Annotated in this window: 29 protein-coding genes; 23 read left to right on the forward strand and 6 right to left on the reverse strand. The window is 62.3% G+C overall.

The annotated features are described in order from the left end of the window. Positions 1–3 precede the first annotated feature (3 nt). The 6 genes from FHS78_RS03210 to FHS78_RS03235 form a co-directional block, all read right to left on the reverse strand. Entirely contained in the window at positions 4–504 is a 501-nt protein-coding gene (locus FHS78_RS03210) for a hypothetical protein (RefSeq protein ID WP_167090273.1), read from the reverse strand. 12 nt (positions 505–516) lie between these two features. Continuing rightward, positions 517–846: a hypothetical protein gene (locus tag FHS78_RS03215; RefSeq protein ID WP_167090275.1), complete on the reverse strand. Its 330-nt coding sequence runs from the start codon at positions 844–846 to the stop codon at positions 517–519. Next, positions 843–1205 (reverse strand): VRR-NUC domain-containing protein, encoded by a 363-nt coding sequence (locus FHS78_RS03220; RefSeq protein ID WP_167090277.1) that lies wholly within the window; start codon positions 1203–1205, stop codon positions 843–845. Before FHS78_RS03220 ends, FHS78_RS03215 begins: the two co-directional genes overlap by 4 nt. Continuing rightward, the gene (locus FHS78_RS03225; RefSeq protein WP_167090279.1) at positions 1202–1501 is read right to left on the reverse strand and encodes a hypothetical protein; all 300 of its coding nucleotides are present in this window, start codon (positions 1499–1501) and stop codon (positions 1202–1204) included. The genes FHS78_RS03220 and FHS78_RS03225 overlap by 4 nt, the downstream gene beginning before the upstream one ends. A gap of 123 nt (positions 1502–1624) precedes the next feature. Continuing rightward, positions 1625–2224 carry a hypothetical protein gene (locus FHS78_RS03230; protein WP_167090281.1) on the reverse strand — a complete coding sequence of 200 codons (600 nt, stop codon included), beginning with the start codon at positions 2222–2224 and terminating at the stop codon, positions 1625–1627. Positions 2225–2818: 594 nt separating this feature from the next. Continuing rightward, positions 2819–3049, reverse strand: a complete 231-nt coding sequence (locus tag FHS78_RS03235) for a YdaS family helix-turn-helix protein (RefSeq protein WP_167090283.1) — start codon at positions 3047–3049, stop codon at positions 2819–2821. 47 nt (positions 3050–3096) lie between these two features. On the opposite strand from FHS78_RS03235, the gene FHS78_RS03240 reads away from it, so the two are divergent. The 23 genes from FHS78_RS03240 (at position 3097) to FHS78_RS03345 (ending at position 13608) form a co-directional block, all read left to right on the forward strand. Beyond that, a complete protein-coding gene (locus FHS78_RS03240) occupies positions 3097–3894 on the forward strand; it encodes a S24 family peptidase (protein WP_167090285.1) in 798 nt (265 codons plus the stop codon). A 25-nt stretch (positions 3895–3919) separates the two neighbouring features. Next, positions 3920–4540, forward strand: coding sequence for a hypothetical protein (locus FHS78_RS03245; RefSeq protein WP_167090287.1), 621 nt, complete (start codon positions 3920–3922; stop codon positions 4538–4540). A 245-nt stretch (positions 4541–4785) separates the two neighbouring features. Then, positions 4786–5034, forward strand: coding sequence for a hypothetical protein (locus tag FHS78_RS03250; RefSeq protein WP_167090289.1), 249 nt, complete (start codon positions 4786–4788; stop codon positions 5032–5034). 27 nt (positions 5035–5061) lie between these two features. Next, complete coding sequence (locus tag FHS78_RS03255; protein ID WP_167090291.1) at positions 5062–5430, forward strand: hypothetical protein; 369 nt, start codon at positions 5062–5064, stop codon at positions 5428–5430. A 4-nt stretch (positions 5431–5434) separates the two neighbouring features. After that, positions 5435–5590 (forward strand): hypothetical protein, encoded by a 156-nt coding sequence (locus FHS78_RS03260; protein ID WP_167090293.1) that lies wholly within the window; start codon positions 5435–5437, stop codon positions 5588–5590. Further along, on the forward strand, positions 5566–6114 hold the full coding sequence (locus tag FHS78_RS03265) for a hypothetical protein (RefSeq protein ID WP_167090295.1): 549 nt from the start codon (positions 5566–5568) through the stop codon (positions 6112–6114). The genes FHS78_RS03260 and FHS78_RS03265 overlap by 25 nt, the downstream gene beginning before the upstream one ends. Beyond that, the gene (locus tag FHS78_RS19575; RefSeq protein WP_281356553.1) at positions 6111–6239 is read left to right on the forward strand and encodes a hypothetical protein; all 129 of its coding nucleotides are present in this window, start codon (positions 6111–6113) and stop codon (positions 6237–6239) included. The genes FHS78_RS03265 and FHS78_RS19575 overlap by 4 nt, the downstream gene beginning before the upstream one ends. After that, entirely contained in the window at positions 6236–6436 is a 201-nt protein-coding gene (locus tag FHS78_RS03270) for a hypothetical protein (protein ID WP_167090297.1), read from the forward strand. Before FHS78_RS19575 ends, FHS78_RS03270 begins: the two co-directional genes overlap by 4 nt. Continuing rightward, positions 6433–6879, forward strand: coding sequence for a hypothetical protein (locus FHS78_RS03275; protein WP_167090299.1), 447 nt, complete (start codon positions 6433–6435; stop codon positions 6877–6879). The genes FHS78_RS03270 and FHS78_RS03275 overlap by 4 nt, the downstream gene beginning before the upstream one ends. Continuing rightward, positions 6876–7235 (forward strand): hypothetical protein, encoded by a 360-nt coding sequence (locus FHS78_RS03280; RefSeq protein WP_167090301.1) that lies wholly within the window; start codon positions 6876–6878, stop codon positions 7233–7235. Before FHS78_RS03275 ends, FHS78_RS03280 begins: the two co-directional genes overlap by 4 nt. Then, positions 7219–8388, forward strand: a complete 1170-nt coding sequence (gene dnaN, locus FHS78_RS03285) for a DNA polymerase III subunit beta (RefSeq protein WP_167090303.1) — start codon at positions 7219–7221, stop codon at positions 8386–8388. The genes FHS78_RS03280 and dnaN overlap by 17 nt, the downstream gene beginning before the upstream one ends. After that, positions 8388–8639, forward strand: a complete 252-nt coding sequence (locus tag FHS78_RS03290; RefSeq protein WP_167090305.1) for a hypothetical protein — start codon at positions 8388–8390, stop codon at positions 8637–8639. Before dnaN ends, FHS78_RS03290 begins: the two co-directional genes overlap by 1 nt. Then, complete coding sequence (locus FHS78_RS03295; RefSeq protein WP_167090307.1) at positions 8636–9049, forward strand: hypothetical protein; 414 nt, start codon at positions 8636–8638, stop codon at positions 9047–9049. Before FHS78_RS03290 ends, FHS78_RS03295 begins: the two co-directional genes overlap by 4 nt. Further along, positions 9036–9377 (forward strand): hypothetical protein, encoded by a 342-nt coding sequence (locus FHS78_RS03300; protein ID WP_167090309.1) that lies wholly within the window; start codon positions 9036–9038, stop codon positions 9375–9377. The genes FHS78_RS03295 and FHS78_RS03300 overlap by 14 nt, the downstream gene beginning before the upstream one ends. Then, a complete protein-coding gene (locus FHS78_RS03305; protein WP_167090311.1) occupies positions 9377–10099 on the forward strand; it encodes a hypothetical protein in 723 nt (240 codons plus the stop codon). Before FHS78_RS03300 ends, FHS78_RS03305 begins: the two co-directional genes overlap by 1 nt. Further along, positions 10096–11049, forward strand: coding sequence for a hypothetical protein (locus FHS78_RS19210; RefSeq protein ID WP_205305174.1), 954 nt, complete (start codon positions 10096–10098; stop codon positions 11047–11049). The genes FHS78_RS03305 and FHS78_RS19210 overlap by 4 nt, the downstream gene beginning before the upstream one ends. A gap of 10 nt (positions 11050–11059) precedes the next feature. Beyond that, positions 11060–11248 carry a hypothetical protein gene (locus FHS78_RS03315; RefSeq protein WP_167090313.1) on the forward strand — a complete coding sequence of 63 codons (189 nt, stop codon included), beginning with the start codon at positions 11060–11062 and terminating at the stop codon, positions 11246–11248. Further along, positions 11241–11771, forward strand: a complete 531-nt coding sequence (locus FHS78_RS03320) for a hypothetical protein (RefSeq protein WP_167090315.1) — start codon at positions 11241–11243, stop codon at positions 11769–11771. The genes FHS78_RS03315 and FHS78_RS03320 overlap by 8 nt, the downstream gene beginning before the upstream one ends. Continuing rightward, positions 11768–11956, forward strand: coding sequence for a hypothetical protein (locus tag FHS78_RS03325; RefSeq protein ID WP_167090317.1), 189 nt, complete (start codon positions 11768–11770; stop codon positions 11954–11956). Before FHS78_RS03320 ends, FHS78_RS03325 begins: the two co-directional genes overlap by 4 nt. Beyond that, positions 11956–12582 carry a hypothetical protein gene (locus FHS78_RS03330; protein ID WP_167090319.1) on the forward strand — a complete coding sequence of 209 codons (627 nt, stop codon included), beginning with the start codon at positions 11956–11958 and terminating at the stop codon, positions 12580–12582. Before FHS78_RS03325 ends, FHS78_RS03330 begins: the two co-directional genes overlap by 1 nt. After that, a complete protein-coding gene (locus tag FHS78_RS03335) occupies positions 12579–12989 on the forward strand; it encodes a hypothetical protein (protein WP_167090321.1) in 411 nt (136 codons plus the stop codon). The genes FHS78_RS03330 and FHS78_RS03335 overlap by 4 nt, the downstream gene beginning before the upstream one ends. Then, positions 12986–13405, forward strand: a complete 420-nt coding sequence (locus tag FHS78_RS03340) for an ASCH domain-containing protein (RefSeq protein WP_167090323.1) — start codon at positions 12986–12988, stop codon at positions 13403–13405. Before FHS78_RS03335 ends, FHS78_RS03340 begins: the two co-directional genes overlap by 4 nt. Next, entirely contained in the window at positions 13402–13608 is a 207-nt protein-coding gene (locus FHS78_RS03345; protein ID WP_167090325.1) for a hypothetical protein, read from the forward strand. The genes FHS78_RS03340 and FHS78_RS03345 overlap by 4 nt, the downstream gene beginning before the upstream one ends. The last annotated feature ends 367 nt before the right edge of the window (positions 13609–13975 follow it).

Genomic DNA, 13975 nt, shown 5'->3' on the forward strand with positions numbered 1-13975 from the left:
CCGTCACTCCCCGCATCCGGGGCCGACTTCCCCGGCATTGTCCCGGGCGACGAAGTCGTACCAGGGCACGAAGCCCTTCGGGCAGTGAAAGCCCCATGTGCGGATCTTCGGGCCTGTGAGAAAAAGCGACCAGCAGCCGCTCGAGCGGAAGCCCTGCACGACGAACTCCGTCTTTCCGACGGAAGAGGGTTTCACCCTCGGCAGCTCCAGCCGATGCGTGGCCGTCGCGCGGCGGAAGGTGACGGAACCGGGCTTGCGCCAGAAACGGCCCGCCGGGGTCACATCGTAATACCCCCCCCGTAGCACGATGGAGCAGTTCACCCAGGGATGGTCATGAAGCGCGCGATCGTCGTCGTCGCGCAGCACTTCATGCAGATAGATGTTGAAGAAGCGATTGCGCGGGATGACGTACCAGCGCCGAAGGTAGTCCGACCCCGGCTTGCCGATGACGAAATCCGGCGCGCGCCGGCTGACCCTGTCGATGATGAGATCGGCGATGTTCATGTCCGGGGTTCCTCAGCTTATCCAGTTGTCGGCGAGCCATCGCTTGCCGCTCTCGGTGATCCGAAGGCACTCGCGCCCATCGACCTCGCGGACGAACCGCTCGAGAAGGCCGGCCTCCACAAACGCTTCCGCCTCTTTCAGGGAGAGGTCGTGCCCGCAGCAAAGACCGAAGCTCGCCGGGCGGCGGCCCACGCGCCGCGCGCTGAACGGATCGATCCAGCCATCCGACCCGTCGAGAAGCACAAGCTCCGTCGTGCGCCGCTGGACGCCCCATGGAAGCCAGCCCGTCGCCAGAGCCGAGAGGATGGTCAGATATTTCTTCTTCGGCGCGATGTACTTCATGCCGCCACCCTCGCCCGCAGGCGCACCCCGGCGCCCAGCACGGCCGCTTCCACTTCTTCCAGCGTCCGGCAGATGGCCGTGCAGACCCCGCATTCCCGCAGCGCGGCCATGCGTTCCTTCTGCGCCTTCTCCGCGCTCCCGGCCTTGGCCTTCATCTCGATGGCGACGAAGGTTCGGTCCGGCGCGACGACGAAGAGATCCGGGACGCCGCTTTTCACGCCCATCGCCTTGAGGATTCGAGCCTCCGCGGGCGTCCGCTTGCCGCCATTGGGCACATGGAACACGAAGGCCGGCGGCACCAGCGGCCGGTCGAGAAACCGCACGACCTGTATCTGGGTGTTCTGCTCTTCCCGCTTCATGCCACCGGCTCCGGTTTATGCTGTGGGAGGCAGAGGCGTTTCAGCTCTTCGACCTGGGCGGAGGTGTCCTTGACGGGCCTGAAGCTCTCCGCGAAGAAGCCGTGTTCAGGGGGGAACTCGTCGAATCCGATATAGACTTCCCCGGTGCCTTCATCGATGGAGACCTGCGCGATGACATAGACGACGCCGAACTGGGGCCCGTCGATAACGGCGCCCGATTTCGTCTCCGCCCAGCGCCGGGCATTTATCGGCGTCACGCGCTGCCCGACATGGGCGTTCCAGGGCCAGCCAATCATTTCCGCACCTCGCCATGCCTTTCCGGGTCGTAGGGCTCTATGGTCGCGATGTTGTCGGACCGGACACGCAGCTTGGCGCGGCGGTCGAACCGATCCGCGCGCCGCCGCCAGATTTCGGCCCGGTCAACGTGCCTGTTGCCGATCGCCCGGCAGAGCCGCGCCAGATAAAGAAAGATGATCCGCATCGTTCGCCTTGATCCCTCGCGCGGCGTCGATCCGCGCATCGAGTAGTTCCTTTCGGGCGGCATTCATGCGGGCCTCGCGCGCGCACCACGCCTCGTATCGCTTCCTCACGGTCAGGTAATAGGCGACGGTCGGTTCCCGCCGCTCGCCGTACCACCAGCCCTTCGCCTCTCTCCATGAAAGCCCCAGCGCGCTCGCCGCGCGCCCGATGGCGCTCTTCACGTTGTCGCCCCAGCCTTCCGGCGAACCGGCGGCGTTGCGCACCATTTGCCGCATTTCCCGCAGCACATCGTCAGCCGTAACTTCAGACACCGCTTGCGATTCCTCGTTCGCGTCCTGATTTTCCCGATCCCCGGACAACTTTTCCCGCATCCCGGACTCCTTGCTCTGTACCTTCTTCCGTACAGAGAGGGTGTCCTTCGGGAACGAGATCGGAGAGACCATGACGGATATCGAAACCATCATCGGATATGTGGAGCGGGCCAGGGTCCTGGCAGACGGGGCGCGCTCCGGCGATAACGTCACCTCTGTGGATTTCATTCATCGGCGGGTTCTCCCGTCCGATGGCAGGCGCCCGGCGCGCAGGGACGAACCCCGCGCGGCGCGGACGCCGCCCTCCCCTCCACGGGAGGAGGACGATCGCCCGCTTCGGCAGGCGTGTTTTCGGTTCGAGTGAATTGGGTCTCATGGACCGCAGGCCCACGCGCCATGGTTTCAACGGTCACCGGCTCAGCGATGGCCTGTGCCGGTCCCGGATTGCCCTGCGGAGCGTCCGGGGCGTATGGCTTTCCATCCGTGCTTACATCACGGTTAGAGACCCCCTGTGCATTCCTGAATTCACCCGCGGGTCGTCCGGATTGGCCGGTCGATGCCTCATCCACATCCGCGCCCAGCGCGGCATCCGGACTTGTGTTTGCGCGACCGAGAGGCCCGCGGTCCCCTGGGCAATCTTCGCGCGGCGTGGAAAGGGAATTCGCATGCGAAAGCAAGGGCGAGGGGGCGGTGCCGTCCCCCTCGCCCACCGGCGGCTCACCCTGTCTGACCGGCGGAAGGTGAGTGCCGGAACCGGGAAAGCGGTCGAGCCGATAGCCCGCCGCGTATTTCGACCCGATGGAAACGCCCAGCGGCGCGAGGTCAGCCATGGGCGGGCTCCAGCTGAGGCTCGCTCCCATAGATGTCAGGGCGAAGCTTGTACCGACTGATGCCAGTTACCTGTTCCACAGCAAGAACCCGCGTGGCGGGCACAACCTTCCATTGGCTTACCGCCTGCGGACTTATGCGCTCACCCGTGCTGTTATTGATGGCCGCCGCCAACCCAGCGGCGCCGCCAACCTTTTCCTTTGCATCTTTCAGAGCCTGCTCCATGCGGTATTGAAAGCAAATCTTTCAATTGAAAGCAAGCATTTCTTTCGGTGAAGGAAAGTGAGCCTTTCGGCATTGTCGGCGATATGAAAGAACTCGGCACAGATACGGCTCGCGGAGATCGCATCGCTCAGGCAAGAAAAGCCAAGCGGTTCACTCAGGAAGGGCTGGCAAAAGTTTTGTCTTCCGGTCGGGAAACCAAGATTTCCAGGGGTGCTGTGGGCAACTGGGAGCGCGGATATGGCCTCACAACTCGGAACCTTAATGCGCTCGCCAAAATTCTGAATGTCGACGAAACGTGGCTCCTCACTGGAAATGGCAAGGGGCCTGGGGAAAAGAGCCGAACAACTCGATCCGGCAATCCTGATCCGACGACCGATCATCTTTCATCTGCCATACCCGAGGTTGATGTGAGGGGCGGCATGGGTTTCGGGGGCGATAACCCACCCGATCAATTCACCATGGAAAACGGCCATACGATCAAAACCGATTCGCTCAAGGGCCAGTGGCACTTTCCCGACGAATACCTCGCCGAAGTTCGGGTTCGCGCCGGGCGCATGAGAATCATTGAGGTGCAGGGAGACAGCATGGAAACGCCGGATGGGGGCGGCCTGCATTCGGGTGACAGAGTGATGATCGATATTTCGGATCACAACCCTACCCCACCCGGCATATTTGCCGTCTGGGACGGCTTCGGCGTTGTTGTGAAGCGCATCGAACGGGTTCCCCAGAGCGATCCGCCCGCCATAAGGCTGATTTCGGACAACCCTCTTCACGAGCCCTACATGCTTACGGCAGACGAAGCGGGTATTATCGGTCGTGTCGTCTGGTTCGCACGTAGACTCTGAAGCCGAGATGTTTCGGGAGGAAGCAATGTCCAGAGTTATTGTCGCAACAGTTCTGTGCACGTTTTTTTCAACGCTATCATTCGCCGGTGATGGGTGGATGGCGAACGAGCGAGTCGTGCATCAAATCGATGATGTATCCAGAGCAATCAGCGAAGATGGAATTTTGAGATCGAGAGAGGGCCGGACGGAAACCGGTGCACCCTATCACTACTACACCGATGGTTCTGGAAGCTTTGGAAGGCCAAGAAATGGCGGTAAGGAACAATGGCGCGTTGACTGCAAAGCAGATGCAATGGACGACACGCGAAAGTGCACTCTTTACAACTATCAAACACGCATCTTTATCGGACTGAATATCAAGGGAAAATTTTCCTACGCTTGCGTGATGGGGCACGATTTTCCAAATCGGAAAGCTAAAATTAGAATTGATAAAGATAAACCATTCACAACGAGTGCTGACGGCTGCACTTCTGACCGCCACGTTTTCGAGCAGCTCCTGAAAGGACGGGAAGTCACCACTAGGCGCTACGAATGGCCCTATGACTATCATCGCGACCAGACCGCAGAAATAGTCGGATTGAAGGAAGCTATTGATTTTACTCGTTTTGTTCAGGCGAACATCGATACAATCAGCTTCGATAAATAGGCCCCACCGCTATTTTTCACGCACCGCACGGATATAAGCCGGAATGAATAATTCCCGGCTTTCCGCGCCTGGTTCCCTATTCCACCCGTAAAATTGAAAGCTATTCTTTCTTTCGCTTGCCAAACAATGAAAGACATGCTTTCATCTCTCCATCGGCGGTGACCCCACCCGCCGAACGGCAATCCCGGCGGCTCTCTGCCCCAAGCCCCCCAGCCGCCGGGGAATGCCACCCAAAGGAGAGAACGATGAAAACCGGCTTCCTGAACGCTACCGAAATCCCGATGCCCGCCGGCGGCGAGCCCGACCAGGGCTTCGTCATCACGGACAACGCCGCCTTCTGCGAAGGCGACTGCGTCTCGCACCGGCAGTTCGGCGAGGGCGAGGTGAAGGCGATCCTGCCGGCGCCGGGGCGGAACGACGGCCGCCTCGAAGTCGATTTCATCCGCGCGGGCATCCGCCGCGTCTCCGCCATCAATTGCGAAATCATTCAGTAAGAAGCGCCCAGCGCGAAGGAGGAAGCGGTGTCCACTCAAGCCCGCGTCGATGAAGACGGCCACAACCCTCGCTCTTACCGCCTCGGCAAGGGCCGGGCGCTCGAGGCGACGAACGACCGTCTGAGTGAAGAATTCCATCTGGATGTTCCACCCGCCTCCCATATGTGCCAGATCCACCCCACCAAGGGCTTCCGCGAGACGAGCCGCCATCGGCTGGAAAACGGCAACTCGGTCGAAGGCGCAATGCAGATGTGGGCCGTCGTCGCGGCACGGATTACCGATTCCTCCGTCGGTGGCGTGCCCGTTCCGGTAAGCCGCCGCAAGCGCAACCCCATGCCGCACCAGGGCACCCGCGAACGCGCCCGTCGTCGTCGCCGGCTTGGACTGGAGGCCTGACCCCATGCATGTCGCCGACACGCTCGACAGGCCCCGCCGCAGCGAAGAACAGGGCCGGCGCGATCTGGCCGCGAAACGGGCGGCGGCGCTCCGCGCGGCGCAACCCCGCGCCACGCAGGCCCGGATGGGCGACGAATGCCCCTGCGAGAGGTGCCGGTGATGAGCGAATATCTCCACCAGCTCGCAGCCGAGGAATGGACCGTCGAACGCGACGACGACAGCGCCCGCCTGTGCATCGAACGGCAGGCGCCGGAAAGCGTGTCGCTCACCGTCGCCGGCGTTTACGGCAACGAGAGCGGCGACAAAATCATGCAAATGCTCAATCAGGTCGCGATGCTGCCCGATGTGGTCCGCGCCCTTTTGGGCCTGAAGGATGCTCTCGCCCCTTTTGTCGGGCCGACGACGCCTCCAACCATCCGCGAAGCGCATGCCGAAGCCATAAAAATACTGGCCGAGCTTTCGCGGGAACGCAGCGGGCCGCCCGAACCGGCCGATGACGGATCGACGGCCGGGGACGTACTCGCCGAAGCAAAAACCCAGCTCAAGGCCGCGCAGGACATCCTGTCGCTGCTGATCGATCCGGCACGACATACGGAGGCGGACAGCGCGCGGGTGTTCTTCCGGGCGACCGAGACAGAAACGCGAATCCGGTCGCTTCTGGAGCGGATGGAGACGCCGTCATGAATCGCTCTCCCCTCGCCGAACCCCGCTCCTTCTTCACCTTCGCCATCGGGGTGTTTCTCGCCCTCATCGTCGCGAGCTTCGCGCTCGCGCGCATCCTCGACCTGCTGGGAGTACTCTATCGATGACCGACATGCCGCAAGGGCGCGTTCCGCACGCACCTCTCCCGGCCGATTACGGCCGCCGCTTCTATCTCCAGCGCAAGCGCCGCCATGCGCGGCGGCGGATCGCCGCCCATCTGCGCCGGTCCCGCGCGGCGGCCTTCACGCTCGGCTTCGCCCTCGTCTTTCTCGGCTCTCTCGCCTGGGACAGGTGGCTGTCATGAGCGACGACGCCAAGCCCGCCGCCGAACCGATGGCGCTGAAAGACCTGACCCTCGAACAGTACCGGGCGCTCTGCGACCGGCCGAATATCGAGCTTTTCGCGCTGGCCAACATGTATCGCCGGATCGTCGAAAAGGTCGTGGAAAAGGCCCGGTTTCACCGGGTCGTCTATTCCGACAGCCTGTTGCGCGATCTGAGCTTCGACCTCGCACAGATCCCCGGCGAAAACCTGCTGAGCTACCAGCCGCGCATTCTCGGCACGGCGCCGCGCGACGGGCGCGTCGTCATGGTCATTACCGATTGCGAATACCCCGTCCCGGCGAAATGGGATGACGGCCGCGTCAACCGCATGGCCGGCTGGGTGTGTGCCGAGACCGGAACGCCGCTCCATCCCATCGCCTGGGTGCCGATCGACATGAAGGCCGCCCGGGAGAATTTCTCATGAGCGCCGCGCCCAGCGCCATCGCCGCCGCGCAGGCGCCGGAATCCCGCCGCGACGCCCTCAGGCGGCAGGCACGGGCATGGGCGCGGAAGATCCCGGCGTCGGAGAAGGACGAGTTCATCGATACCGCCCGGCGCATGCGGGACTTCCCGCCGCGCGGCGGGACCAACGCAAAATACCTCACCCGGAAAGTCCACCTGATTTGCGGGCTCTATCCGTGGCCCGTCAACGAGGCGCTGCGTACTGCGGCGGATATTCGCCTGAAAAAGCTGGCGGGCGGCACCGAAGCCTATGACTCGCAGCTTGCCTACGACCTCATTACCGAATTGCTGGAGACCCCCGATGCGCTTCTCGATTGACCGCGCGAATTTGCTGCGCGCCTGCCACCATGTGTCCGGCATCGTCAAGGGCCGTTCGGACGTGCTCATTCTCTCCAATCTGAAGCTCGTCGCGGAGCATGGCGGTGACCAGGGCGGCGAGCATGGCCGCCTGACGGTTACCGCCTCCAACATGGATATGTGCATGTCGGTCACCGTGCCGGCCCGCGTGGAAGAGCCGGGCGAGGTGACGGCGCCCGCGGCGAAGATGAAAAGCATCGCCGACACGGCCCCGGAGGGCGCGGAAATAAGCTGTTCGACGGGGGACGGCGACCGCATGCAGGTCCGCGCGGCCCGGGCGCGCTTCAACGTGCTGACGCTGCCGGCGGCCGACTTTCCCGTGTTCGAGGGCCCGCGCCGCGCCGTGGCGTTTTCCCTGCACGGCGTGGAAGCGGAACGGCTTCTGTCGGTCTCCTATGCGGCCGGAGAAACGGATGGTCGCGCCTATCTGGACGGGGTTTTCCTCCATATCGAAAACGGCGCGCTGGCAGCCGTGGCGACGAACGGGCACGTCTTTGCCTATGCCGAAATTCCCCTGCCGGACGGCGCGGCGGCGCTGGCAGAAGGCGAGACGGCGGAGGGTGGCGTCGAACATGCGGGCGTCAACATTCCCCTGCCTGCCGTGAAAGTCATGCAGTCTCTCATTTCCGACGACCGGGTGGCGTTCGACATCGACGACAACAAGGTGGAGATCGAGATAGAGCGCGGTTCCACGCTCATCCGGTTCGCCTCGAAGCTGCGCAACGAGAACAAATATCCGGCCTATACCCGCGCCCTTCCGCCGCCCGGCGGTCGGTCGGTGACGGTCGATGCCAACCTTTTCGCGGCGGCAATCAGGCGCTGCCTCGTCGCCAAGGACGACAAGGGCAACGCGATGAAAGTTCGCCTCGAAGGCGAGATCATGACGCTTTCCTTCCGCAGCCGGGACGGATACGAGGCGAACGACACGCTCGATGTCGAGTGGGAGGGAGACCCCTTCGAGATCGGCTTCAACTACCGCTACGTACTCGACACCCTCACCGGCATGGGCGCGAAGGAACTCACGATGAGTTTCACGGACCCGGGCGGCCCTTCCCGCGTGGACGTTCCGGGCGATGAAGGCCGCCGCAATGTCATCATGCCGATGAGGATCTGATGACCGAGCATGTCCGCACATTCGACGTCGCCTATGCCGCCGCGCTCGAGGAAGGCGTTGCGCCCAGCGCCATGCTGGACGCGCTGGACGCGAATATCCGCGTCTATGTCGAGATGATCGGCACCGCCTGGTATCACCGCAACGGCCCGGCGAAGGCCGCCGCCCGCAATATCCTCCGCGCCTATGCCCGCAAGCTCCGCGAGGCCCGCGCCTGGCGCAACTGCCTGATCGGAAGGATGGCGACGATATGAGCGCACAGGAACGCATCGACGAATTCCGCAAGGCCTTCCGCGAGCTGGCCGAAGCCGAAGCGCAGATCATCGAGGCGATGAAGCCCTTCAATGCCGCGCTTTCGGCGATCCATACCGCCGTCGAAACATTGAGGGAGGAGGCCGAACTGACGGGTCATCTCGGGTCCTGCCTCGAATGCAACGATCCGCTTTTGCCCGGCGATCCCGGGCATGTCTGCCGGGACGGGGAATGGCTCTGCGAGCAATGCGCCTTCACCTATGCGGAGCTGAAGGGTCAGGCCGAAACCATGCTCGCCGACAAGGATTCGTCCGACGAGGACAGGGAACATGCCGGAGCGATGATGGCGCGCGTCGAGCGCCATCTCGCCGACGGCGGGAAGCTGGAGGACCGGGCCGTTGGGACACTCTAATCCCCCCACAGACGAGGTTCGCCTGTCCGATCTCGAAACGGAGGCCCTTACCGCATGGCGCAACGGCGGCGTCGATATGGGGATATCGTTCAAGGCTGTCGCAAGCCGGACCACGGTCCGCCCCGACAGAGTGCGCCGCGTCGTTCGTGCGCTGGCGCGCAAGGGAATGGTCGTCTACGCGCAAACGCTGTGGAACGAGGAAGGCATGCGCGGCGCGGGCTATTGCCTGACGGAAGCGGGAGGCAAACGCCTCGCCGCCATCATGCTTTCCAGGGGATGGTCCGAACGGCAGGTCGCTCCCATCCGCCGCAGGTGGGAGTTTTGCTGATGAATACGGCAACCGCCAACGGCCATGACATCCCCTATTCCAGCCAGGAAGCCCGGACACGCGCCGTCGCGGCGCTGGATGCCGGGCGGCGAAGCGCGGCCGATAAATCCGTCACCGCGCCCAGCGCGTCACCCATCGACGAATTGCTTTTCAGCGTCGGCCAGCATCGCGAGGGGCAGACGGCGGATATCGGGGAAGCCCACCGCCTGATCCCGCCCCTGCTCGCCCCAAGGCGCCGCGCGAGCGACACCGTCGAGGACGGCATCGCCCGGCGCCTGCGGATATTCCTGCGCGCCATGGAGCGCCGCATCCGCGACCTTCTCGAAGCCAATAATCGCGAGCTGGAGCGCCGACGCGAGGCGGAGCGCCATGTCGCGCGGCTGGAACAGGAAAACGAGGATCTGGGCGAGGAGCTGCGCCGGCGAGCCCTGCGCGTTCGCGCCTTCCCGACAGTCATGGTTCTCGACGATCTGGAAGCCCGCGAGATCGCCGCGGGTATGAAAACCAAGGATAGGATGCGCCTCGCGCGCGTCGAAGCACTCGACAGCGCGTTATACGCCATGGGCCGGACGCGACTGGTCCGCGCCCGCCAGGAAGAACGGGACCTCCGCGCCCGCGAGGCCCTGTCTTTCCTGAAGAACAACTGGAACCTGCTGCCGCCAGAGCTGCGCAACGACGCCCGCAATTTCATCCGCTACGAAAATGAGGGAGGCGCGTCATGACCGACGATCGCGAATGGGATCGGGCCTATACCGAGGCCGGTATCATGCCGACCCCGGAATATGTGGAAAAGCATGGCGGGGAGAAACTCGGCACTCATCAGAAAATTGGGGATGACGATCTCGTCCTTAAAACAGCCGAAATAATGCTTGCGGGGGTGAATGCCCCAGAGGGCGATATCAATACGACAGCTCGACAGATCGTCGAGATGATCAGAAGTGAAGACGCTATCTCAGACTCCGTTGTCATACCTGTCGATCCGAAGGAGCAGGTACTACATGACATGGGTGAGGCATTCCTGATGAACAGCGAAAGGCCTAGCATTCTTAAACATACCCTCCGTGCCATTTATTCGGCTCTAGTTGCAACGGCCACGCCGCTTCGCGACACGAGTGGCGGTCATCGTTCGTTTCAACACCGCGTGAACGAATGGATGCTCAAATGCTTCGGCAGCGAGATCGCCGCCGACCGGACCGAGCGCAATCACCGCTTCCTCGAAGAAGCGCTGGAACTGGTCCAGTCCCTCGACTGCACGGCCTCCGAAGCGCATCAACTCGTCGATTACGTCTTCGGGCGGCCTGTCGGGGAGCCGGATCAGGAAGCGGGCGGCGTCAATGTCACCTTCGCCGCCCTCTGCACCGCCGCCGGGCTCGACATGCGGAATACCGGCGAAGCCGAACTCGCCCGCATCTCCCACCCGGAGACCATAAAGAAGATCCGCACAAAGCAGGCCGCGAAGCCGGACCACTCCCCGCTCCCGGGCCCGACCGCCCTGACGGATGAAGAATGGCATCGCCGCGCGGCCGCTCACTACTGCAAGCGCCTCAACCTGGCCGAAGGCAGTTGCGACGATCTCGTCCGAACGCTTGTCGAGGATGGGGACTTTATCCGTGACTACGCGGACGACCCCGAAGGCGCGGTCGATGAAGAACTCTCCAACTGGAACGATTAGGGAGACCGGAATGCCGAACCCGATCATGAAATATTTCGAATACGGCCCCATGCACTGGAGCGACACGTCGCGAAATCCGCTGGTGCAGGACGGCGCGGGCATATGGGTGATGACCGACGCCGCCGGGAAGATCGTCTTCACCTGGACCGAGGCGGACGCCAAAGGCGCCCCGACGCATTGGAGGCCGTACTATGGTTGAAACGCCCGAAGAGATCGTCTCGGACGAGGAAATCGAACGCGTACACGGCTACGCGAACTTCGGTGACATGACCAAGCGGCGCGTCGTGGATGAAGGCGTCCTGAAATATGCCCTTGGATACACCAGCGGACACACCCAGCTGTGCATCCTCGTCAAACACGGACTCGTGCGGAAGCCACAGATCGGAAGCTACAAATCGACGCTCACGCGGAAAGGGCAGCTTTATCTGCGCTCCCTGTTCGGCCCTGCCAGCATCGATTCAATATTGAACGAGCTGAAAGACGGCAAGCGCCTCGATTTCCTCGACAGCATGAATGCGGCCCTCAACAAGAAATACGGAACCACATACCGCTGGAAGCTGATCGTCAACCACGACGTCATCAGGCTGATGCTCGGCAGGCTTGTCGTCGATCTCCATGACTCGGAAGCAAATGGCCTGCCCTCATGCCGAGGTGCAATCGATGAAGTGATGCGAGATCTCGACATTCGCCGCCCTGCCGCCCGTCAGGGAGACGGGTCATGAGCGAGCGAGAATGTCGAGCAGAGGCAGCGCGTGACCGGCGCGCCAAATCTCGCCCCGTGGACGAGCAATGCGTGTCCATGTTTATGGCCATGACAATCGAACAACGAAAATCGTTTGCAGCAAAGGTGACGAAAATTATTGCGCCCTATAAGGCCAGCCTGATTTTTGATGAAGGGTCTATGTGATGGAAACACCTGAACAGGGTGAGCGGCAGCATAGCTGGTATGCCGTGACAGACGGTAGCTGGCAGTGGGACACAGGCGAGGCACCACCCTTCATCACACATACCGACAGCCCGCGAGCCGCGGTCGAAGAGGCAATCAAGGACTGGTTCGAGAAAGGCCAGGATTTCGACGGTGCCGAATTGAAGGTGGCGCGGCTCGAAACATGCGCATTCACATTCGTGGAGGTGGATGAAAATAGGAAATGGCGGCTCGAAAGATGGTGGGACTACCCGTCCTCCGCCGCCTCTGCCGGGCTGGTGACTGTGCCGGTGGAAGATCTGGCACGTCTGCGGGAAAGTGGGGCAAGCACTTGCGTGCTGAATTGCATCGAGACGCAGCCGACAATATCGCGCAGTCATGTGACACAGCCGACGCCATCCTCCGCGCAGCACAGGGAGAGAGCGCCGATGGGTGATGTTCATGAGTTCAAATCGCCACCACTCGAAAAGACAGGCTGCGGGAGGGATGCTGAATGCGCTGCGTCTCTGGTGTTCTACTTCAACCGCCCTCTATCGGATGACGAGCTTCGCTTTCTCGACGAATGCCTGTCCAGATCAGTGCAGTTGATGCCGAAAGGTTCCCAATGACCGATGAGCGGAGAGAGCTTGAGCCGTGCTTTTCAATCGGCGACCTCGTGGAGAAATTCACAGGAGATTATCAGCTTGAAGGAGAAGTTCGGGGTGTGCTGACAACAACGGCAGGGAAAACGCGCTATGTCGTGGAACATGCTGGCGGGATGCTTCACATCTACGGGCCATCGAACCTGCGCCCGGCGAAATCCAGTACCCCTCCCCCCGGATATGTGCTGGTGCCGGAAGAAGTGAGTGGCGCGATGGAGGACGCCTATTTCGAGGCGCACGCCGCATCCAAGCATGTGATTGCGGACGCGAAAGAAGTCTGGTCCGCCATGCTCGCCACCGCGAGCGCGGGGGAGAAGACTTCTTTGCAAAAAATGCAAACAAGTCCTGATGGACAGGGAGAGCCCACCGCATGAAAGCCCTCTCCATCATGCAGCCCTGGGCGTGGCTGATCGTCGCCGGCATCAAGCCCGTCGAAAACCGCGACTGGCGGCCGACGAATGCCGGGCTGCGACAGCGCGGCGCGTTCGTCATCCATACCGGCAAGAAGGTGGACAAGATCGCCATGCGCCGCCTTTGGCGCGGCATCCACCCGGTGACGGAAAAGCCGCACGACCTGCCCCTACCCGACGACTTCCCGACCGGCGGCTTTATCGGCATCGCCGACATGACCGATGTCGTGGAGGAGCATCCGAGCGAGTGGTTCACGGGCCGCTACGGCCTCGTCATCGAGAACCCGCGCCCCTTCCCCTTCATCGCCGCCAAGGGCGCCCTCGGCTTTTTCGACGTGCCTCGCGAAATCGAGGAAATCATCCGGAGGATACAGGCATGACAGAGAAGATCCGCACCGAGCGGCCGGACAAGGCCGGCGAGTTCCAGTTCATCGACGACGATCTTGCGCACATCGATCGTCGGGTTCCGTTCTGCAACTATCCCGACCCCCATGAGGCGCCGTCCGGCTGGTGGATATTGCCCGGCGTCCTGCTCGGCTTCGTCATTTTTGGCATGGCCGTCGCGTGGATGGCGCTTCACTGACCATGCCCAGCGCCCGCCCCGCCAAGGCCGACATGCCCCCTCTCGACCCGGATCTTATCCGGATCGTGGAGGCGCTTGCGGTCGCGGCGGCCAGGCGCGATCATAGGGCTGTGGAAATCGAGGAGAAAGAGCGACCGAATGAACGATCGGCTGGATAAACGGATCGACGAAATCGTAGCACGCGAAAAAAATGTGCGGCTAATGCGGCTGGAACGCCGCGCTGCGGTCGCCCTTATGTTCTTTTCTCCTGACGAGTGCTCTTGGGTCTACAGACCAAACGATGCGCCGTTCGACCCGCTACTCGGAATACAGGTCGAGGCTAGGCCTGACCCATGACCCGCGCCGTCATCTATGCCCGCTTCTCCAC

The organism is Parvibaculum indicum, assembly GCF_011762095.1.
Classification (GTDB): Bacteria; Pseudomonadota; Alphaproteobacteria; order Parvibaculales; family Parvibaculaceae; genus Parvibaculum; species Parvibaculum indicum.